The organism is Burkholderia stagnalis (genome assembly GCF_039848545.1).
In the GTDB taxonomy this organism is placed as follows: Bacteria; Pseudomonadota; Gammaproteobacteria; order Burkholderiales; family Burkholderiaceae; genus Burkholderia; species Burkholderia stagnalis.
In genome coordinates, this window is the sequence record NZ_CP156687.1 from 164,196 (window position 1) to 184,114 (window position 19,919).

The window sequence follows — 19,919 nt, forward strand, 5'->3', positions numbered from 1 at the left end:
TCAGAGGATCTTGTCGAGAGTCGTGTGGTGCGAGCCGTCCGGCCCGGCGGAAACCCGCGCGCGCACGCGCGGTGCGCGGCGCACGGGCGACGGCGTCGGCGCGCCCGTTTCGCGCGCGTCGGCCGCGAGCGCATCGATCCACGCGGCGAGCGCGTGCAGCGTCGGCTGCGTGAACATGCCCTGCAGCGGCAGGTCGAGGCCGGTCGCCTGACGCGCCGCGTTCAGCGCCTTGAGCGATGCGATGCTGTCGCCGCCGAGCGCGAAGAAGCTGTCGTGGCGGGCGGGCGTGCGGCCGAGGACGCGCGCCCAGATATCGGCGAGCAGGCGCTCGGTGGGCGTGGCGGGCGGCTCGCGGTCGGCGTTGGCGTCGGCGGAGACGGCTTCGGGTTTGGGCAGCGCGCGGCGGTCGAGCTTGCCGTTGACGGTGAGCGGCAGCGCATCGAGCACGACGAAGTGCGCGGGGATCATGTGGGCCGGCACGCGCGCGGCGAGGTGGGTGCGGAGGGCGGCGGCGAGTGCGACATCGCCGGCATCGCTGACATCGCTGACATCGCTGACATCGTTGACATCGCTGACATCGCTGACATCGCTGACACCGCTGACACCGCTGACACCGCCAACACCGCCAACACCGCCAACACCGTCAACACCGCCAACACCGCCAACACCGCCAACACCGCCGTTGCCGCCGGCATCGAAGTTATCCAGACCATCCCCGCGCCGCCGCGTGACATACGCAACGAGCCGCGCATTGCCCTGCGCATCGTCATCGGCAACCACAGCCGCATCACGCACCGCAGGATGCGCACGCAGCGCGGCCTCGATCTCGCCGGGCTCGATACGGAAGCCCCGAATCTTGATCTGCTGGTCGGCGCGGCCGAGATAGTGGATTTCGCCGTCGGCCTGGCGTTGCGCGAGATCGCCGGCGCGATAGCGCCGCGCGCCCGGCGCGCCGTGCGGATCGGGAACGAAGCGCGCGGCGGTCAGGCCGGGCCGATTCAGGTAGCCGCGCGCGACGCCCGCGCCGCCGACGTGAATCTCGCCGGGGACGCCATCGAGCACGGGCTCGCCATGACGATCGAGCAACTGCAGCGAGAGATCGGCGAGCGGTTCGCCGATCGGGCTGAGCGGGGCATCGGCGTCGGCGCTGCGCAGCGTGCGCGCGGTGACGTGCACGGTGGTCTCGGTGATGCCGTACATGTTGACGAGACGGGGCCGCGCGTCGCCGTAGCGATCGAACCAGCCGCGCAGGCTGGCGGGGGCGAGCGCCTCGCCGCCGAACACGACGAGGCGCAGCGCGGGCAGGGTGCCGGGCTGGCGATCGAGCAGGCGGAACGCGGAAGGGGTCTGGCTGAGGACGGACACGCGATGCTCGCGCAGGAAACCGGCGAACGCGAGCGGATCGCGGCTGGTCTCGAAGGGGACGAAGACGGCCTGCGCGCCGTGCAGCAGCGCGCCCCAAAGCTCCCAGACGGAGAAGTCGAAGGCGGTGGAATGGAACACGCTCCAGACGTCATGGCTGGAGAGGGCGAACGATTCGCGGGTGACGTCGAACAGGCGCAGCACGTTCGCATGGGTGACGACGCAGCCCTTGGGGGTGCCGGTGGAGCCGGACGTGTAGATCACGTAGGCGGCCTGGGCGGCGCAGATGGCGCGCGGCGGGGCAGGGCGGGCGCGGTCGTCGCGGTGGTCGTGATCGTCGTGATCGTCGTGGCCGTCGAGCTCGATCGCGCAGCGCGGCAGCGCCGGGCAAGGCAGGCGTTCGAGTTCGGCGGCGGTGCCGACGATGGCGATCATCGCGCTGTCGTCGATGAGAAAGCGCAGCCGTTCGTCCGGATAGGCGGAATCGAGCGGCACATAGGCTGCGCCGGTCTTGAGGATGGCGAGCATGCCGACCGCGAACGGGATGTCGCGCGCGCAGGCGAGGCCGATGCGCTGCTCGGGGGCCGCGCCGAGTTCGCGCAACGTCCAGGCGAGCGCGTTGGCGCGCGCGTCGAGCTGCGCATAGGTGAGCGAACCAGCATCACCGGAAACGGCGACCGCATCCGGATAGCGCCCGGCGATCTCCTCGAATGCATCGCAGAGATTCGCGTGCCGCAACGCCGGCACATCGGCCGGTGCACGCGTTGCCGCCGGCACGTCGCGCAAGCCGGAAACCGGCATCGCGAGCCACGGCGCGTCGATGTCGGACGCCATGTCGCGCAGCGCCGCGTCGAGCACCGCGAGATGCCGCTCGATGTGCGACGTGCGGAACTGCGCGACATCGTAGTGCAACGACACGTCGATGCCGTCGCCGGCCGGATCGCGCGTGAACTGCACGAGCAGCGGGAAGTCGGTTTCCTCGTGCGCGTCGAAGTCGACGACCGTGACGCCGGGCAACGCGAGCGCATCGCGATAGACGCGGAAATGGATGTAGTTGAACGCGACGTCGAACAGGCGGCCGGCGCCGGCCTCGTCGGCGATTGCGGCGAGCGGCAGGCGCTTGAGCGCATCGATCTCGCGCTCGACGGCGGCGACGTGCCGCGCCAGCCCGGCCCACGAGCCGGGCGCGAGGCGCGTGCCGAACGGCACGGTGTTGAGAAAGAGACCGGCGGCGCGCGCGCTTTGCGCGTGATCGGGGCGATTGTGGACGACGTAGCCTGTCACCGGGCGATCCGATCCCGTCAGCAGCGACAGCGCGCGCAGATGCGCGGCAAGCAGCAGCGTACGCAACTCGATGCCGAGCGTGCGGGCGTGCGCGACGAGCGACGCCGCCAGCGGTTGCGGCACGCGTCGGACGACGCGCGCGACCGTGCGCTGGCCGGCGGCCCCGCTCGCGTCGCGTGCGTGGCCGTCGCCGTTCGCGACGTCGCCGCCGGCGAGCGGCGTCGCGGGCGAGCGCGCGACGCGCTCGCGCCACGCGCGACGCAGCGCGTCGTCCGCGCGTGCGTCGCGCTCGTGTGCCGCGTGCAGCGCAAGCACCGGCGCGTCGCTTTCGGGGGCGGCGAGCGGGCCGCCGCACGCGCCGCCGATGATCTCCGTCATCAGCGTCGCGACGCTCCAGCCATCGACGATCGCATGATGAAAGCTCAGCGTGACGTGGATCGTGTCGTCGGCGACGCGGTGGATGAACAGCCGCAGCATCGGGCCGTTCGCGACGTCGAAGTCGCGCTGCTGCTCGGCGTCGGCGAATGCGTCGAGCTCGGTTTGCCGCGCCGCCTCGTCTAGCGCACGGCAATCGAATACCTGCAGCGCGGGGGCGGCTTCACGCCGGATCAATTGCAGCGGCGCCGAAAAACCGTCGAGCGCGAACACGGTGCGCAGCGCCGCGTGCGCGCGCGTCGTGGCCGCGAGCGCGCGTCGCCACGCGGCCTCGTCCCACGCGGCGACGCGCAGGCGATAGCGGAACACGTCATGGAATACCGCGCCGCCGTCGCGCTCCCGATGAAACAGCATGCCAAGCTGCAGGCGGGACATCGGCAATGCATCCTCGAGCCCGTCGGGCAGCAATGCGCGGTCGGCGTCCGGCAGCAGCGCGAACGGCGCGGGCGCGGTGGAAGCCGACACCGGCTGCTGCGGATCGCGATCGACGGTTTCGGCGAGCGCGGCGAGCGTCGGGCATTCGCGCAACTGGCGGGGCGACACGTACACGCCGCGCGCGCGTGCGGCGGTGACGACTTCCAGCGAATTGAGGCTGTCGCCGCCGAGCGCGAAGAAGCTGTCGTGGCGGGCGGGCGCGCGGCCGAGGACGCGCGCCCAGATATCGGCGAGCAGGCGCTCGGTGGGCGTGGCGGGCGGCTCGCGGTCGGCGTTGGCGTCGGCGGAGACGGCTTCGGGTTTGGGCAGCGCGCGGCGGTCGAGCTTGCCGTTGACGGTGAGCGGCAGCGCATCGAGCACGACGAAGTGCGCGGGGATCATGTGGGCCGGCACGCGCGCGGCGAGGTGGGTGCGAAGGGCGGCGGCGAGTGCGACATCGCCAGCATTGCGGACATCGCTGACACCGCCGACATCGCCGACATCGCCGACATCGCCGACATCGCTGACATCGCTGACACCGCCGACATCGCTGACATCGCTGACATCGCTGACATCGCTGACATCGCTGACATCGCTGACATCGCTGACATCGCTGACATCGCTGACATCGCTGACACCGCTGACACCGCTGACACCGCCGTTGCCACCGGCATCGAAGTTATCCAGACCATCCCCGCGCCGCCGCGTGACATACGCAACGAGCCGTGCATTGCCCTGCGCATCCTCATCGGCGACCACAGCCGCATCGCGCACCGCAGGATGCGCACGCAGCGCGGCCTCGATCTCGCCGGGCTCGATACGGAAGCCCCGAATCTTGATCTGCTGGTCGGCGCGGCCGAGATAGTGGATTTCGCCGTCGGCCTGGCGTTGCGCGAGATCGCCGGCGCGATAGCGCCTCGCGCCGGGCGCGCCGTGCGGATCGGGAACGAAGCGCGCGGCGGTCAGGCCGGGCCGGTTCAGGTAGCCGCGCGCGACGCCCGCGCCGCCGACGTGAATCTCGCCGGGGACGCCATCGAGCACGGGCTCGCCATGACGATCGAGCAACTGCAGCGAGAGATCGGCGAGCGGTTCGCCGATCGGGCTGAGCGGGGCATCGGCGTCGGCACTGCGCAGCGTGCGCGCGGTGACGTGCACGGTGGTCTCGGTGATGCCGTACATGTTGACGAGACGGGGCCGCGCGTCGCCGTAGCGATCGAACCAGCCGCGCAGGCTGGCGGGGGCGAGCGCCTCGCCGCCGAACACGACGAGGCGCAGCGCGGGCAGGGTGCCGGGCTGGCGATCGAGCAGGCGGAACGCGGAAGGGGTCTGGCTGAGGACGGACACGCGATGCTCGCGCAGGAAACCGGCGAACGCGAGCGGATCGCGGCTGGTCTCGAAGGGCACGAAGACGGCCTGCGCGCCGTGCAGCAGCGCACCCCAAAGCTCCCAGACGGAGAAGTCGAAGGCGGTGGAATGAAACACGCTCCAGACGTCATGGCTGGAAAGGGCGAACGATTCGCGGGTGACGTCGAACAGGCGCAGCACGTTCGCATGGGTGACGACGCAGCCCTTGGGGGTGCCGGTGGAGCCGGACGTGTAGATCACGTAGGCGGCCTGGGCGGCGCAGATGGCGCGCGGCGGGGCGCGGTCGTCGAGGTCGCCGCGGCCGTCGAGATCGATCGCGCAGCGCGGCAGATCAGGGCAAGGCAGGCGTTCCAGTTCGGCAGCGGTGCCGACGATGGCGATCATCGCGCTGTCGTCGATGAGAAAGCGCAGCCGTTCGTCCGGATAGGCGGAATCGAGCGGCACATAGGCTGCGCCGGTCTTGAGGATGGCGAGCATGCCGACCGCGAACGGGATGTCGCGCGCGCAGGCGAGGCCGATGCGCTGCTCGGGGGCCGCGCCGAGTTCGCGCAACGTCCAGGCGAGCGCATTGGCGCGCGCGTCGAGCTGTGCATAGGTGAGCGAACCGGCATCACCGGAAACGGCGACCGCATCCGGATAGCGCCCGGCGATCTCCTCGAATGCATCGCAGAGATTCGCGTGCCGCAACGCCGGCACATCGGCCGGCGCGTGCATCGCCGCCCCCGCATCGCCGGCCGCCGACCTCGCCGAAACGAGGCGCGCATCCGCATCGTCGAGCGCGTCGCGCATCACGGCGTGAAACGTCTCCACGAATGCTTGCGGCGCGAGCGCGCCGAAGCACGAATCGTTCGTGTCGAAGTCGATGTAGATCGGCCGCTGCGCGCTGAAATCGCGGACGTACACGCGCAGCGGGTAGCTCTGCGCGGGCGTGCGCAGCGGCGTCACCGTCGTGGACGTGCCGTCGAACGTCGCATCGTAGTCGTGCCGTTCGTACGACAGGCTCACTTCGAACGGCAGGCGGCCCTGGTCGCCCGACACCGCGTCGAGCGGATAGCGCTGATGCCGGAAATCGGCCTTCAGTTGCGCGCCGATCCGCGCGGCGAGTGCCGCGAACGTGTCGGCAGGTGCCGCCGACGCGCGCAGCACGCAAAAGCCCAGAAAGAGCCCGATCGTCTGCTTGTCGGCCGCGGTGCGCCGGTTGAGGATCGGCAGGCCGATCGCGAGATCGCGCGCGCCGACCACGCGAAACAGCGTCGCGTGCAACACAGCCGTGAAAAAGTGGAATGCGCTCACGCGGTGCGTGTCGCACCATGCGCGCACCGCGGCGGTGTCGGCCTCGCCCAGTTCGAGCACCGTGCGCCGGTTCGACAGCGACGTCGCGCGCGGGAAGTATTCGCTGTCGTACGACGCGAGCCGCTCGGCCCAGTATCGGCGCGACGCGTCGCACCGGTCGGACGACAGATACGCGCGCTCGTCCGCCAGCGCCGCGTCGACGCTCGTCTCGTCCCACGCCACCGGTTCGCCGCCCGCACGCAGCCGGTTGTACGCGTCGCACAGGCGCGCGTAGAACAGCGACGTGCCCCAGCCGTCGAACAGCGCGTGATGGAAGGCTGCATATGCGATGTGCTCCGCGTCGCCTGTCCTGAGCAATATCATCCGGTTCGCGACGTCGTGTCCGTCGGCGGCGAAACGGCGGTTCGCGAAATCGTCGTCGATGAAGCGCTGCGCGGCCGCCTTCGGATCGGCGTGCGAACGCAGGTCGAGTGTCTCGTGCGCGAAGCCCGCAACGTCGTGCACGACCTGGAACAGGCCGTCGGCGCCGTCATGCAGCGCCGAGCGCAGCGCGGGACTGTGCGCCGCGACGAAGTCCGCCGCGCGCCAGAACAGGTCGGGCTCGAGCGTGCCGACGATGTTCGCCGCCGCGCCGATCTGCGCGAGCCGGTGGTCTTCATGGAAGTTTTGCGCCGCGTGGATATTGCGCTGTGCCGCCCGGAAGGGGTATTTCATCTGACAGCCCGACGTAGATGGATTCGCTTGCGAAGGTTCTTCGGATACCGATACGTTGTGCGCTTGCCGCGAGATGCGCGGCATCGGGAAACCGCCTCCCGCGCTGACGTGCATGCGCGCCATGAATGCGGGCGGCCGATGCGGCAATGCGCGAGTGACGGCGATTAGAGCACCGCGCCGGTCGAACGTCTGTCCCCGGAACGCCGGACAATGCGCGCGCCGTCATGCATTCCCATGACAGACGTCGTCCGGCGCCGGTGATCTAATCCGGCAGGCCTGCCCACGCGCCCGCCGCGCGGGTGCCGGGCGCGACGCGACGCACGCGCCGTCCCGCGCCGTCGCGCTCAACCCGATAAGGAATGCATGTCGCTAGGTCGTCGTTTCTATTTCTTCTGGCTGGGCGAATCGACGATGCAGTTCGCCGCGGCGTTGATGTCGTTCGCGCTCGGCGTCTGGGTCTATCGGCAATCCGGCTCGGTGACGGCCTTCTCGAATACGGTGATCGCCGCGACGCTGCCGTCGGTGCTGATCCTGCCGTTCGCGGGCGGCCTCGCCGATCGGCTCGACCGCAAGCGCATCATCGTCGCGGCCGATGCGGCGCTCGCGCTGCTGACGCTGCTGCTGCTCGCGCTGCTGCTGGCCGGCCGGCTGCAGCCGCTGCATCTGTACGTGTTCAACGGCTGCGCGTCGGCAGTCGGCGCGTTTCGGGGGCCCGCCTATCAGGCCTCGGTAGGTTCGCTCGTGACGAAGGACGGGCTGACGCGCGCGAACGGCCTGATCGGCATCGGCAAGAACGTCTCGACGCTCGCCGCGCCGTTGCTCGGCGGCATCATCATGGGCGGCGCCGGCCTGCAGGCGGTGTTCGCCATTCATTTCGTCGCGAGCGTCGCGGCGATGCTATGCGTGCTCGCGGCGCTCGGCCGTCTCGGCGCGGCATCCGTCGAGCCGGCGTGCGCGAACCGGCCGTTGCTCCATGACGTGCTGACGAGCCTCGCGAGCGCGCGGCGCTTCTTCGAGGCGGAGCCGCTGCTGCTCGGGCTGCTCGTCTACGTGATGCTCCAGAGCGCGCTGATCTCGCTCGCGACGATGATGATCGCGCCGCTCGTGCTCGCGCAGCATTCGAGCGCGGAGCTCGGGTTCGTCTATACGTGGGCCGCGCTCGGCGGGCTCGCCGGCATGTCGCTCCTCGTCGCGGCGACCAACCCGCAGCGCCTGATGTTGATCGTCGTGTGCGCGGATACGGTGCTGTCGCTCTGCATGCTGTCGATCGGCCTTGCGTCGTCGACGTCGACGTACTGCGCGATCGCGTTCGTCGCGCTGGCGGCGGGCAGCGTCGCCGAAGGGTGTTGCAACGCGTTGTGGATGCGCAAGATTCAGGCGCGCAACCGGGCCAGCGTGCTGTCGTGCGTCAGCATGCTGATGATCGCGACGATGACGATCGTCGTTGCGGCGGGCGGATTCGTCGTCGACCGCGTGCTGGAGCCCGCGCTGGCGGCAGGCGGCACGTTCGCGCAGGCGGCGCATGCGTGGTTCGGGATCGGCGCGGGCGGCGGCGTCGCGCTGCTGTTCGTCGTCGCCGGCGCGGCGAGCGTGCTGCTGTGCGCGTGCATGTTCGCGCATCCGCGCATGCGCCGGATCGATCTGCTCGTGCCCGACGAGGCATGCTGAAGCACGGCGCCGGAAAACCTGGCGCGCTACCTGCGGTGATGTGTGGCGCCGCGCCGTGCGGAATGCGGCGCAGCCGACGAAGGGGGGCGTATCAGCCCGCCGCGCCCGGCATCACTCCCCGTCGCGGCGGAACGCGCCCGGCGAATGCCCGGTCCATTTGCGGAACGCGCGATGGAACGCGCTCGGCTCGGAGAAGCCCAGTTCGGACGCGATGTCGGCCACGCTGCGCCCGCCGTCGCGCAGCAGCGCCTGGGCCATCACGCTGCGCATCTCGTCCTTGATCGCCGCGAAGCTCTGCCCCTCGCTGCGCAGGCGCCGCCGCAGCGTCGCCGGCGGCACGTCGAGCTGCGCGGCGAGCGCGTCGAAGGTCGGCCACTCCGCGGCCGCGACGGCTTTCAGGTGCGTGCGGATCTTCGCGACCCATCCCGAGTCGTGCCGGTAGCGCACCAGGATGTTGGCCGGCGCGCCGCGCAGGAAGGCTTTCAGCGCCTGTTCGGAGCGGATCGTCGGCAGCCGCAGGTAGGCCGCGTCGAACGCGAGCCGGCAGTCGGGCTGGTCGAAATGCACGGGCGCGCCGAAGAACTGGCTGTAGTCGGCGCGATGTTCGGGGCTCGGGCACGAGAAGTCGATGCGCCGCAACGGAATGCGCCGCCCGATCAGCCAGCACGCGAGCCCGAGCAGGACCAGCCAGAACGTGCGGTATGCGAACGCCGGGCGCGGCGCGCCCACATCCGCGAGCACGATGCGCGCCTCGCCGCCGCTCGCCTGCAGCGTGCCGTGCGGATGGTCGAGCACCACGCGCAGGAAGCGCAGCGAGCGCCGCAGCGCCTGTTCGAGCGTGCGCGTGTGCAGCACCGCATGCCCGAGCAGCGCGAAGCTGCCGACCCGCATCGGGCGCGCGGCGAGGCCGAAGAACTCGTCGTCGAGCGCCTCGGCCATCGCGAGCCACAGCCGCCCGTACTGCTGGACCGTGACCGGCGCGTCCACCTCGCCGGGCAGGCCTGCCGCGCGCAGCAGCGGCGCGACGTCGACGCCCTGCACGCGCAGGCACGCAAGTGCATCCTCGACGAAACCCGGCGCGATCATCTGCCGTTCCACCGCAAGCCTCCTCCATCCGACATGGCAAATCCGATCAAGATCGTAGACCCGATTTGTCATTGTTTGCAATGTCGGCGATGACTACCATCGGGAACGAATCTGCGGCTCCGGTCGCCCGGCCGGCAGCGATACAACGGGAGGAGACACCCATGTCGGATCAGATCGTCGTCGACGCCACGCCCGCCTATGCGGACGCGCTGGCCGGCTTCAGCGTCGAAGCGGCCGCCGCGCGCCTGCACGGCGACCTCGCGCGCGGGCTGAACGCGTGCGTCGAATGCTGCGACCGGCACGTGGCCGGCGGCGGCACGGCGCTCGACTGGATCGATGCGGGCGGGCATCACCACAGCTTCAGCTTCGCGCAGATGCAGGCGCTGTCGGCGCGGGTCGCGAACCTGCTCGTCGCGCAGGGCATCCGGCCCGGCGACGTGGTGGCCGGGCTGCTGCCGCGCACGCCGGAGCTCGTCGCGACGGTGCTCGGCGCGTGGCGCGCGGGCGCCGTCTACCAGCCGCTGTTCACGGCGTTCGGGCCGAAGGCGATCGAACACCGGCTGCGCATGAGCGACGCGAAGCTGGTCGTGACCAACACCGCGAACCGGGCCAAGCTCGACGACGTGGCGGCGTGCCCGCCGGTCGCGACCGTGCGCGCGCCCGACGCGCCGCTGGCCGGCGGCGATCTCGATTTCCGCGCCGCGCTCGACGCGCAGCCCGACGCGTTCGAGCCGGTGCCGCGCACCGGCGCGGACCTGTTCCTGATGATGTCGACGTCGGGCACGACCGGGCTGCCGAAGGGCGTGCCGGTGCCGCTGCACGCGCTGCTCGCGTTCGGCGCGTACATGCGCGACGCGGTGGACCTGCGCCCCGGCGACCGGTTCTGGAACATCGCCGATCCGGGCTGGGCTTACGGCCTCTACTACGCGATCACCGGGCCGCTGCTGCTCGGCCACGCGACGACGCTCCACGAAGGCGGGTTCACGGTCGAGGGCACCTACGACGTGATCGAGCGGCTCGGCATCACCAGCCTCGCCGGCTCGCCCACCGCGTACCGGCTGCTGATGGCGGCCGGCTCGGGGCCGGCCGCGCGCATCAAGGGACGGCTGCGGGTGGTCAGCAGCGCGGGCGAGCCGCTGAACCCGGAAGTGATCCGCTGGTTCGACGCCGAACTCGCCGCGCCGATCCGCGACCACTACGGCCAGACGGAGCTCGGCATGGTGGTGAACAACCACCACGGGCTCGCGCACCCCGTGCATCCCGGCTCGGCCGGCCTCGCGATGCCCGGCTACCGCGTCGCGGTGCTCGACGACGCCGGCCGCGAGCTCGGGCCGAACCAGCCCGGCATCCTCGCCGTCGACATCGCGCAATCGCCGCTGCTGTGGTTCTCGGGCTACTGGCGCCAGGCGACGCCGGCCATCGCCGGCGGCTACTACCGCACCGGCGACAGCGTCGAGCTCGAGCCGGACGGCAGCATCAGCTTCATCGGCCGCGCCGACGACGTGATCACGTCGGCCGGCTACCGCATCGGCCCGTTCGACGTCGAAAGCGCGCTGATCGAGCATCCGGCGGTGATGGAGGCGGCCGTGATCGGCGTGCCCGACCCCGAGCGCACCGAGATCGTCAAGGCGTACGTCGTGCTGTCGGCCGGCTACGCGGGTTCGCCGGAACTGGCCGACGAACTGAGCCTGCATGTGAAGAAACGGCTGTCCGCGCATGCGTACCCGCGCGCGGTCGAATTCGTCGACGCGCTGCCGAAGACGCCGAGCGGCAAGGTGCAGCGCTTCATGCTGCGCAAGATGGCCGTCGAACGGAACGTGAATTCCTGAATCCCTGAATTCCTGAATGGAGTGGCATCAATGAACATCGATAACCGGGTATTTGTCGTCACGGGCGCAGGCTCCGGCCTCGGCGCCGCGGTCGCGCGGATGGTCGTCGCGCAGGGTGGCCGCGTGCTGCTGGCCGACGTCAATGCGGACGCCGTCGCCGGCGTCGCGCGCGAGCTCGGCGCGGCGGCGCGCGCCGTGGCCGCCGACGTGACGCGCGAAGCCGACGGGCAGGCCGCGATCGCCGCGGCGCTCGACGCGTTCGGGCGCATCGACGGGCTCGTCAACTGCGCGGGCGTCGCGCCGGGCGAGAAGGTGGTCGGGCGCGACGGGCCGCACCGGCTCGACAGCTTCGCCCGCGCGGTGTCGATCAACCTGGTCGGCACCTTCAACATGATGCGGCTCGCGGCCGACGCGATGTCGAAGCAGGACGCCGATGCGAACGGCGAGCGCGGCGTGATCGTCAACACCGCTTCGGTGGCGGCGTTCGACGGGCAGATCGGGCAGGCGGCCTATGCGGCGTCGAAAGCCGGCGTGGCAGGAATGACGCTGCCGGTGGCGCGCGAGCTCGCGCGCTTCGGCATCCGCGTCGTGACGATCGCGCCGGGCATCTTCGAGACGCCGATGCTGACCGGGATGCCGCAGGAAGTGCAGGATTCGCTCGGCAAGAGCGTGCCGTTCCCGTCGCGGCTCGGGCGGCCCGACGAATTCGCGGCGCTGGTGCGCCATATCGCCGAAAACCCGATGCTGAACGGCGAAGTCATTCGACTCGACGGCGCGCTGCGCATGGCGCCGCGCTGATCCACAAGGAGAGGGAATCATGACGACACACGATCCGATTGTCATCGTTGGCGCGGCGCGCACGCCGATGGGCGGCTTCCAGGGCGACCTGGCCGCGGCATCCGCGAGCGAGCTGGGCGCCGTGGCGATTCGCGCCGCGCTCGAACGCGCGGGGCTGCCGGCCGAACAGGTCGACGAAACCGTCTTCGGCTGCGTGCTGCCGGCCGGGCAGGGCCAGGCGCCGGCGCGCCAGGCGGCGCTGAAGGCGGGGCTGCCGCTGGCGACGGGCGCGACCACGGTCAACAAGATGTGCGGCTCCGGCATGAAGGCCGCGATGCTCGCGCACGACCTGCTGGTCGCGGGCTCCGCCGACGTGGCGGTGGCCGGCGGCATGGAGAGCATGAGCAACGCGCCGTACCTGTTGCCGAAGGCGCGCGGCGGCTACCGGATGGGCCACGGGCAGGTGCTCGACCACATGTTCGTCGACGGCCTTGAGGATGCGTACGACAAGGGCCGCCTGATGGGCACGTTCGCCGAGGATTGCGCGACGGCCTACGGCTTCACGCGCGACGCGCAGGATGCGTTCGCGATCGCGTCGCTCACGCGCGCGCAGAAGGCGATCGCGGAAGGCCGCTTCGCGGCCGAAGTCGCGCCGGTGCGCGTGAGCGCGGGCAAGACCGAGGCGCTCGTGAGCATCGACGAGCAGCCGGGCAAGGCCAGGCTCGACAAGATCCCGACGCTGCGGCCGGCGTTCCGCGAAGGCGGCACGGTGACGGCGGCGAATGCGTCGTCGATCTCCGACGGCGCCGCGTCGCTGGTGCTGATGCGCCGCTCGGAAGCGGAGAAGCGCGGCCTTGTGCCGAAGGCGGTGATCGTCGGCCACTCGACCTACGCGGACAAGCCGGGGCTGTTCACGACCGCGCCGATCGGCGCGCTACGCAAGCTGTCGGAAAAGACCGGCTGGCGGCTGGGCGACGTCGACCTGTTCGAGATCAACGAGGCGTTCGCGGTGGTCGTGATGGCGGCGATGCGCGATCTCGACCTGCCGCACGACAAGGTCAACGTGCATGGCGGCGCGTGCGCGCTCGGGCACCCGATCGGCGCGTCGGGCGCGCGCGTGATGGTCACGCTGCTCGCGGCGCTCGAGACGCACGGCCTCAAGCGCGGCGTGGCGTCGCTGTGCATCGGCGGCGGCGAGGCGACGGCGATCGCGATCGAACGGCTGTCCTGACGCGGCCACGCGAATCCGCCCCCGGATTCGCGACGACGTCGAATGCGCAGGCGAATCGGGCGCGGCCGGCAGCGGCTGGCTGCACCGATTCTCCGGCTGGCCACTTGCGCTGCATGGACGCCGCGCCACGCGGATCACGCGTTCAACCCGGGCGACACCTCCGAAAAACGGCCGCTGGCCGTTCGGGACAGGTGACGCCCGCGCGCCGGCTGCTACAATCGCGAATTGTTCCAGTGTGCTTGACGTGACGGGCCCCGAACGGTTCGCAGGCGGCCGGCAAATTTGTCGGCGGCGCGAGTGGCCGGACCGGTAACTTTGTCGAGTCCGATACCTTCGGTCGTGCTGACGAGCGCGACACGTCCCCGGCGTTTTCCCCGATTTTTCCGGCAATCCGGCATCGGCGCCCGCTCGGGCCGATTCGACGGACACCGAAGCAGCGCGCGTGCCGCGCGATGCGGTGCGGGAGGGGGCCATCCCGTAGCGGCCAGGCAGACTGTGAACGAGTGACGGACATCCATGTATCTGGGTGCCGCCAGGCACCGCATCGACGAAGACTACGCCACGTGACATCCAGCAAAATCCAAACGCTGCAACAGCAGCTCGGCCATCTCAACCTGCTCGTTGAAGAGGCCCGCAAGAAAGAAAAGGCAGAAGCATTGGCCGCGATCCGCGAGCATGTGAAGGAGTTCGGCATCACCGAGGTGGAGCTCCTGCGTGCGGCCGGCTTCGTGAAGGACAAGCCGAAGAAGCTGCCGGCCAAGTATTACGATCCGTCGTCCGGCAATTCGTGGACAGGGCGCGGCGCCCGCCCGAAATGGCTGGTCGACAAGAACCTCGACGACTACCTGATCCAGCCCGCTTCCACCGCCAAGCCCTGGTGGCCGGGCGAAGAGTAATTCTCGTCATTCTCGTACCTGCATCGCGCGTGATCGCGCAGTCGGCCGGCGGGCGTTTGCCTGTGCCGGCCGTCGTGCGTGATGGGGTCGGGGCGCGGGGGGCGTATTGATGGGTGGCGACCCCGGGCCGCGCGGTTCCGCGCATCGGATGCCCGGCCGACGGGCATCCCGCGATGACCTACACTAGAAGCCCGCCCGTCGCGGGCCGGCGTGCCGCTCCGGAGCCAAGGCGGCCGCGGCGATGGCCCGCGCATGACGATCGAACGGGAAACGCGGCTTGATCGGCCGCCCGGCCCCGCCGGGCGCCGACGTTCGTGAAGGAGGTCATCATGTTGCAAGCCAGCGAGATGCAGCAACGCTTCAGCCATCTACAGCAAACGATCAGCGACGCATCGCGAACCTGCCATTCGGACAAGACGGCGCCCAGGGCGCTGCTCGACTGGGTGGACGAGCTGGATCGGGAATGCAAGTCGGCCAGGAAGATCATGGCGTCACGCGACGAGGATCGCATCCGCCAATGGATCGACGATCTCGAACGGATCGGCGATCGCGCCGAACGCGCGTGCACGCAGGCCGGCGGCGTCGATGCCGGCGTGATGAGCGCGGTGAGCTCGATGCACTCCGAACTGTCTGACCTGAAGCAGAAAATGCACTGAGGTATTCGACTGCCCCGGCCGGGATGGCCGGGGTGGCCGGGGCTGCGGGCGGGTAAACCGTGAGCGGGTTTACCTGTCTCGAATGGCGGTTTTTCAAGTAGTACGATCAGCCGTCCAGTTTGTTGTTAGAGGTTTCTCACAGCGAAGCTCGCCCGCGTTTTGCGGGCTTTTTTTTTGTTTTCGCGGGGTGGCGGGGAGGGGGCTGTCCGGCCCGTTCCGGCTGCTCGTCCCGCTGATGTGACGACGCCAGCGTTCCGGATGCGACAGACACTGCCGTCCGGGAACGGCGGGAGCGGGCGAAGGGCACCTCCGTGCAAAACAGCGCTGCGGGACCACGCGCGATGGCTGGCCCCGAGTTCGAATGCGCGTTGTGTACAGCCGGTTATCGGCCGTTCTATCGCGTCCAGAGGACGGCGCGCTGCCCGGACCACGTTCCAGACCATCCGGCCACTTCGCCGCGCTCATTGATGCCGACGGCGAAGCTCTCGTTGTGACCGGCGAGCGTACCGAGGTCGGTCATCACCCCGTCTCTGTAAAAAAAGGCGTGCCTGTCCCCGGTCGCGGTGGTCGAGGTGCCGACCACTTCGCCGCGATCGTTGATGCCCGTCGCTTCACTCATGCTGCCGCCGAGGGTGCCCAGGTCCGTCATCACGCCATCCTTATAAAGAAATGCGTGAGCACCGGTCGCGGTGGACGATGTTCCCACCACGTCGCCGCGATTGTTGATCGCACTGGCATCGCTGGCGTGGCCGCCGGGGAGCGTGCCAAGGTCGGTCATCACGCCCTTGTCGAACAGAAAGGCGTGCTCAAGCCCGAGCGCGCTGTTGCCCAATGAGCCAACCACCTGGCCACGATTGTTGATTGCAGTTGCGAAGCTGTTTTGGTCAGGCTTGAGAAGCGCGCCGAGGTTCGTCATTACCCCATGTTGATACAGGAAAGCGTTTCTGAACTGGTGCCTTCCCCGTCCGCGGCTCACGAGGCCGACCACCTGGCCGTTCGCATTGATTCCATAAGCTTCGCTATCGGTAAAACCCGGGAGCGTTCCGAGGTTGGTCACGGCCCCGTCCTGATACAGATAAGCGAACCGACCCGGATGTGTCGCGGGGTTCGCGGAGCCGACCACTTGACCCCGTGCGTTGATCCCGTTCGCGTCGCCGCCCCGGAGCGTGATGAAGTCGGTCATCACGCCATGTTCGAAAAGAAATATGTGCGTGTCCGGCCCGCCGGCGGTAGCGATGGACGACTGCCCCACCACTTGGCCACGATCATTGATCGCGGAAGCGTAACTGTCATTTCCGCCGGGCAGCGTGCCGAGGTCATGGATGGCGAACGTTTGGCCAGTGGCGGGCTGGAGTGCGGCGATGCCTATCAGGGCCGACGCGATCAGCGCATGGTGGCCGAAGCGACCTTGCTTGCAGGGGAATGTCGCCGTGCATCCCTTTCCGCGCTGTGTGGCTTTGGCGCCGAAGGCTTTGGCCAGCGTCTTATGTGCGACCACACGCGCCGCCGAAAAGAGGGATGTCGCCAGCTCGGGAATACCTGGGGTTCCGGACATGTCAGTCACTCCTTCTGGATGGACTTCCCCCCGGCATCTCATGGACAGCCGCCTGCGCAGGCAGGTCGGGGATATGTCTCATGAGCGCAAAGCAAGCGGCGCCGGACTGCTCGAAACGCAGGCGGATCGAGCCTCCGCGCCGGGAAATCGATGATCTGGAATGACTGCGCCGGGCGCATCGATCGCCACGCCTTTTTGGGCTATCACGCGATCACGCAAGATTTGCGCCGATGCCGACACGACAAGCGCTCCGGTGTCCGTGTTGGTCGCGGGCAGAGGGATTCGAGCGAAAACCGTTTCGTGGCTGAAACGAGGCCACCGCACGGCAAATGAACCCGGTGGCGACGCGCCGTTGCATGACCGCGCCCGCCCGTCGTTCACACGGGCCGACGCGCGCTGCCTCTCTTGCCGCCGCGCGTGCAATGTCGTCTCGATCGTGCTGTCACAAGCGGCCGTTGATGGAGCGAAGCCGACACTTGAACGATCGCGTGGTGCGAGATCGAACGGCCGCAGCTGGCTGATCGCCGACCGTCCACCCCGCGTTTCCCGAAATCCGCGAAGCCCCTTTTTCGTTCATCGCGGACTGACGTGATCGGCCTCACGCTGCGCATGCTTCAGCATCGCTTTGAGCCGCTCCAGCAGGTCGTTCGCATGCACCATGAATTTCGCATCGGCGGTATCGGCGTCATTGGTGCGGGAAAGGTTGCCGGCCATCGCGAGATAGGCGTTTGCGGGGCTGTCCTGGCGGCCAGCACCTGATTGCGAAAGGATGTCCGACGGCGAGATCGCATCACGCGCGGTCGATGGATCCCCGGCCGCAACACTCGCCACTGCCGTCGCAGCATCCGTCGACGCAGCGGCTTCCGATGCACCATCATCCGCCGCCATGCCGTTCGTGTTTCCGCCGTCCCCCGACATGGCCGGGGAAGCACCGGACACGTCGCCACCCAGCGCTTTTCCTGCATCCAGGTATTGCGCAACGAGGCCTTTCACTTCCTTGATCATCGCCGCGAGTTGCTTGGGCGACAGCCCGAGCATGGCCAGTTGTCGCAGCATCTCCTCGATCTCCTCCAGACGCCTGCGCGCATACTCCTTCGCGCTTTGCGCCGATGACCGCCCAATGTCGCCCAATGCCACACGGGCCTCCTCGTTCCGTTTGAGCACGTCGCCCAGCGAAAGCCCCGCGCTCGCCGAGCCGTCTGCTTTCCTGGAACCGTCGCGCTCGCGAACGGGGTAGGGGTAGGTGCCGCCGGAATAGCTGGTGGCCTTGATCGCCATGGTGCCCTCTCGTTGTCTGGCGGTGGCACCGGAAGGACAACGCGAAGCCTGCCGCCGTTATTGTGAATGCATTCTGTAATGTTCATTAACGGCAGTAATCTGCCTGGGTTTAGGATCTGCTTCACCCCTGCCGGAAAAACCGCAGGATGGCCTCGGCGACGGCCTGCGGCGCCTCGCGCTGCGGGAAATGCCCCACGCCATCGAGCACCTGCCGCTCGTAGCGGCGCCGGAAAAACGCCTCCCGCCCCTTGGAACTGTCGGGATGGTTGCAAGTATCCGCCCCGCCGTGCAGGACCAGCGTCGGCACGGACAACACGGGCGCCGGGCTCAGGCGCGCGTCGTCCTCGACATAGGCCGGGTCGCCTTCGGCAAAGCCCCAGCGGTGGCGATAGGCGTGCAGCACGATCTCGGCCCAGTCGTCGCCCTGAAACGCCTGCGCCGCTTCGTCGAAGTCGGCCTCGCTGTACCAGCCGGCCGGCGCCCAGGTGTCCCACATCTGCCGGGCGAAAGCCTCGCGCTCTTCCCGAACCACGCGCGCGCCGCGCGGCGTGGCCATGAACCAGTGATACCAGTAGTTGCGCGCCTGTTGCAGCGACAGCGGCTGGTTCGGGTCGTTGGTGCCGTAGCCCACCGACAGCATCACCAGATGAGAGGCCGCGCCGTCTCGCAAACCGCATGCGTTGGCGGCGGCGCGGGCGCCCCAGTCATGGCCGATTAGCGCCGGCCGCTCCAGCCCCAGCACGTCCATGAATTCCAGCAGATCGCGGCCCAGCGCGGACAACTGCCCGCTTCGGGGCGTGGCCGCATCGGTGAAGCGGGTGGGCGCGAAGCCACGCAGCGCCGGCGCCAGCACGCGGTAGCCGGCGTCGGCCAGGATTGCAGCGACAGTCTTCCAGCAGGCCGGGCTATCCGGCCAGCCATGCAGAAGCACGGCCGTGCGCGGCCCCTGCGGATTCCATTCGAGATAGGCGATGTCGAGCCGCCCGGTTGCGGCGCTGCGGTAAGTGCTCATGGCGTTGTCCTCGCGCAAATGGGATGGCTTCAGCGTAACTGGACGAATCTGCTTGATTGGCGAATAATCGGCGACCATTCATGACGTTTTGCGTTGAATCTCTGATGGACACCTTGCCTGCCGCCGACGGCACACCGCTCGATACCGTATTGCTGCGCACCTTCCTCGAAGTCGTGGATGGCGGCAGCTTCGCCACGGCGGCTGAACGCCTGGCGCTGACGCCTTCGGCCGTGAGCGGACACATCAAGCGTCTGGAGCAGATCGCCGGCGCGAGCCTGCTTGCGCGCACGACGCGCCGCCTGGAGCTGACCCAGGCCGGGGATACGCTGTACGCCTACGGCCGCAGCATCCTGGACCTGGAGCGCGAGGCCCGCGCGAAACTGCGCGGTACGCCACTGCGCGGCAGGCTGCGGGTCGGCGCATCGGAAGACTTCGCCGGCACCTGGCTGCCCGAGGTGCTGCAGCGTTTTCGCCAGCGGCACCCCGACGCGACGATCGAGCTGAAAGTCGGCATCACCGCCGATCTGCTGCGCCAGCAGGAACGTGGCCGCCTGGACCTCGTATTCGGCAAGCAATGCAGCCGGGTCGACGACGAAACCGGCGACCTGTTGTGGGAAGAGCCGCTGGTCTGGGCGTTCGCGGTGGATCAGCCCCTGGACCTTGGCCAGCCGCTGCCGCTGGCCGTCTTTCCCGAGCCGTGCATCTACCGGGAGTCGGCCATCACGGCGCTGGGCAAGACCGCCCAGGCCTGGCGCGTGGTGTTCGAAAGCAGCAGCATGGCGGGCTGCCTGTCGGCTGCGCGCGCGGGCTTCGCGGTCACGGTCATCGCCGACAGCCAGCGGGGCGAAGGCTTGCGCGTGCTGGGCACCGACGACGGATTGCCCGAATTGCCGGCTGCACGCTTCTACGCCTTTGCCCGAACCGGCACGCCCGCCGGCGCGGCCCTGATCGATGCGGCGCGGCGCGCGGGTCGGCAAGGCCGTTTCAGCGCGCGTGTGATGCGCGGATAATCAGCCCGGTGCCTGCCGGCAGCGTTCGCGCTATCTTCTCGGCTCCGGCGTTTC

General features: G+C 69.2%; 12 protein-coding genes. 7 read left to right on the forward strand and 5 right to left on the reverse strand.

The genetic code is table 11. The features are described from left to right. The gene (locus tag ABFO07_RS31445; RefSeq protein WP_347469878.1) at window positions 1-6,951 is read right to left on the reverse strand and encodes an amino acid adenylation domain-containing protein; all 6,951 of its coding nucleotides are present in this window, start codon (window positions 6,949-6,951) and stop codon (window positions 1-3) included. Window positions 6,952-7,230: 279 nt separating this feature from the next. On the opposite strand from ABFO07_RS31445, the gene ABFO07_RS31450 reads away from it, so the two are divergent. Beyond that, window positions 7,231-8,535 (forward strand): MFS transporter, encoded by a 1,305-nt coding sequence (locus ABFO07_RS31450; protein ID WP_059907232.1) that lies wholly within the window; start codon window positions 7,231-7,233, stop codon window positions 8,533-8,535. 111 nt (window positions 8,536-8,646) lie between these two features. On the opposite strand, the gene ABFO07_RS31455 is transcribed toward ABFO07_RS31450, so the two are convergent. Then, entirely contained in the window at window positions 8,647-9,633 is a 987-nt protein-coding gene (locus ABFO07_RS31455) for an AraC family transcriptional regulator (protein ID WP_347469879.1), read from the reverse strand. Between the two features lie 149 nt (window positions 9,634-9,782). Between ABFO07_RS31455 and ABFO07_RS31460 the strand changes: the two genes are divergently transcribed. The 5 genes from ABFO07_RS31460 (at window position 9,783) to ABFO07_RS31480 (ending at window position 15,010) form a co-directional block, all read left to right on the forward strand. Then, window positions 9,783-11,450: an acyl-CoA synthetase gene (locus ABFO07_RS31460; protein ID WP_347469880.1), complete on the forward strand. Its 1,668-nt coding sequence runs from the start codon at window positions 9,783-9,785 to the stop codon at window positions 11,448-11,450. Window positions 11,451-11,480: 30 nt separating this feature from the next. Beyond that, window positions 11,481-12,248 carry a 3-hydroxyacyl-CoA dehydrogenase gene (locus tag ABFO07_RS31465; RefSeq protein ID WP_059891398.1) on the forward strand — a complete coding sequence of 256 codons (768 nt, stop codon included), beginning with the start codon at window positions 11,481-11,483 and terminating at the stop codon, window positions 12,246-12,248. A gap of 19 nt (window positions 12,249-12,267) precedes the next feature. Continuing rightward, window positions 12,268-13,458 carry an acetyl-CoA C-acyltransferase gene (locus tag ABFO07_RS31470; RefSeq protein ID WP_124518763.1) on the forward strand — a complete coding sequence of 397 codons (1,191 nt, stop codon included), beginning with the start codon at window positions 12,268-12,270 and terminating at the stop codon, window positions 13,456-13,458. A gap of 563 nt (window positions 13,459-14,021) precedes the next feature. Further along, window positions 14,022-14,354: an H-NS family nucleoid-associated regulatory protein gene (locus ABFO07_RS31475; RefSeq protein ID WP_059564960.1), complete on the forward strand. Its 333-nt coding sequence runs from the start codon at window positions 14,022-14,024 to the stop codon at window positions 14,352-14,354. Window positions 14,355-14,683: 329 nt separating this feature from the next. Then, window positions 14,684-15,010: a hypothetical protein gene (locus ABFO07_RS31480; protein ID WP_059564959.1), complete on the forward strand. Its 327-nt coding sequence runs from the start codon at window positions 14,684-14,686 to the stop codon at window positions 15,008-15,010. A gap of 394 nt (window positions 15,011-15,404) precedes the next feature. Here the strand turns inward: ABFO07_RS31480 and ABFO07_RS31485 are convergent, their stop codons facing one another. From ABFO07_RS31485 to ABFO07_RS31495, 3 genes are all read right to left on the reverse strand, one after another. Next, window positions 15,405-16,565 (reverse strand): DUF3466 family protein, encoded by a 1,161-nt coding sequence (locus ABFO07_RS31485; RefSeq protein WP_081081474.1) that lies wholly within the window; start codon window positions 16,563-16,565, stop codon window positions 15,405-15,407. Window positions 16,566-17,138: 573 nt separating this feature from the next. Next, complete coding sequence (locus ABFO07_RS31490) at window positions 17,139-17,843, reverse strand: hypothetical protein (RefSeq protein WP_347469881.1); 705 nt, start codon at window positions 17,841-17,843, stop codon at window positions 17,139-17,141. Between the two features lie 121 nt (window positions 17,844-17,964). Further along, window positions 17,965-18,855, reverse strand: a complete 891-nt coding sequence (locus ABFO07_RS31495) for an alpha/beta fold hydrolase (RefSeq protein WP_059995264.1) — start codon at window positions 18,853-18,855, stop codon at window positions 17,965-17,967. Window positions 18,856-18,959: 104 nt separating this feature from the next. Between ABFO07_RS31495 and ABFO07_RS31500 the strand changes: the two genes are divergently transcribed. Continuing rightward, entirely contained in the window at window positions 18,960-19,865 is a 906-nt protein-coding gene (locus tag ABFO07_RS31500) for a LysR substrate-binding domain-containing protein (protein WP_059564957.1), read from the forward strand. Window positions 19,866-19,919 lie beyond the last annotated feature (54 nt).

Coding starts and splice junctions, on each gene's coding strand:
- ABFO07_RS31500 (WP_059564957.1), top strand. CDS start 18,960: ATGGACACCTTGCCTGCCGCCGACGGCACACCGCTCGATACCGTATTG.
- ABFO07_RS31460 (WP_347469880.1), top strand. CDS start 9,783: ATGTCGGATCAGATCGTCGTCGACGCCACGCCCGCCTATGCGGACGCG.
- ABFO07_RS31445 (WP_347469878.1), bottom strand. CDS start 6,951: ATGCCGCGCATCTCGCGGCAAGCGCACAACGTATCGGTATCCGAAGAA.
- ABFO07_RS31450 (WP_059907232.1), top strand. CDS start 7,231: ATGTCGCTAGGTCGTCGTTTCTATTTCTTCTGGCTGGGCGAATCGACG.
- ABFO07_RS31480 (WP_059564959.1), top strand. CDS start 14,684: ATGTTGCAAGCCAGCGAGATGCAGCAACGCTTCAGCCATCTACAGCAA.
- ABFO07_RS31465 (WP_059891398.1), top strand. CDS start 11,481: ATGAACATCGATAACCGGGTATTTGTCGTCACGGGCGCAGGCTCCGGC.
- ABFO07_RS31470 (WP_124518763.1), top strand. CDS start 12,268: ATGACGACACACGATCCGATTGTCATCGTTGGCGCGGCGCGCACGCCG.
- ABFO07_RS31490 (WP_347469881.1), bottom strand. CDS start 17,843: ATGGCGATCAAGGCCACCAGCTATTCCGGCGGCACCTACCCCTACCCC.
- ABFO07_RS31495 (WP_059995264.1), bottom strand. CDS start 18,855: ATGAGCACTTACCGCAGCGCCGCAACCGGGCGGCTCGACATCGCCTAT.
- ABFO07_RS31485 (WP_081081474.1), bottom strand. CDS start 16,565: ATGTCCGGAACCCCAGGTATTCCCGAGCTGGCGACATCCCTCTTTTCG.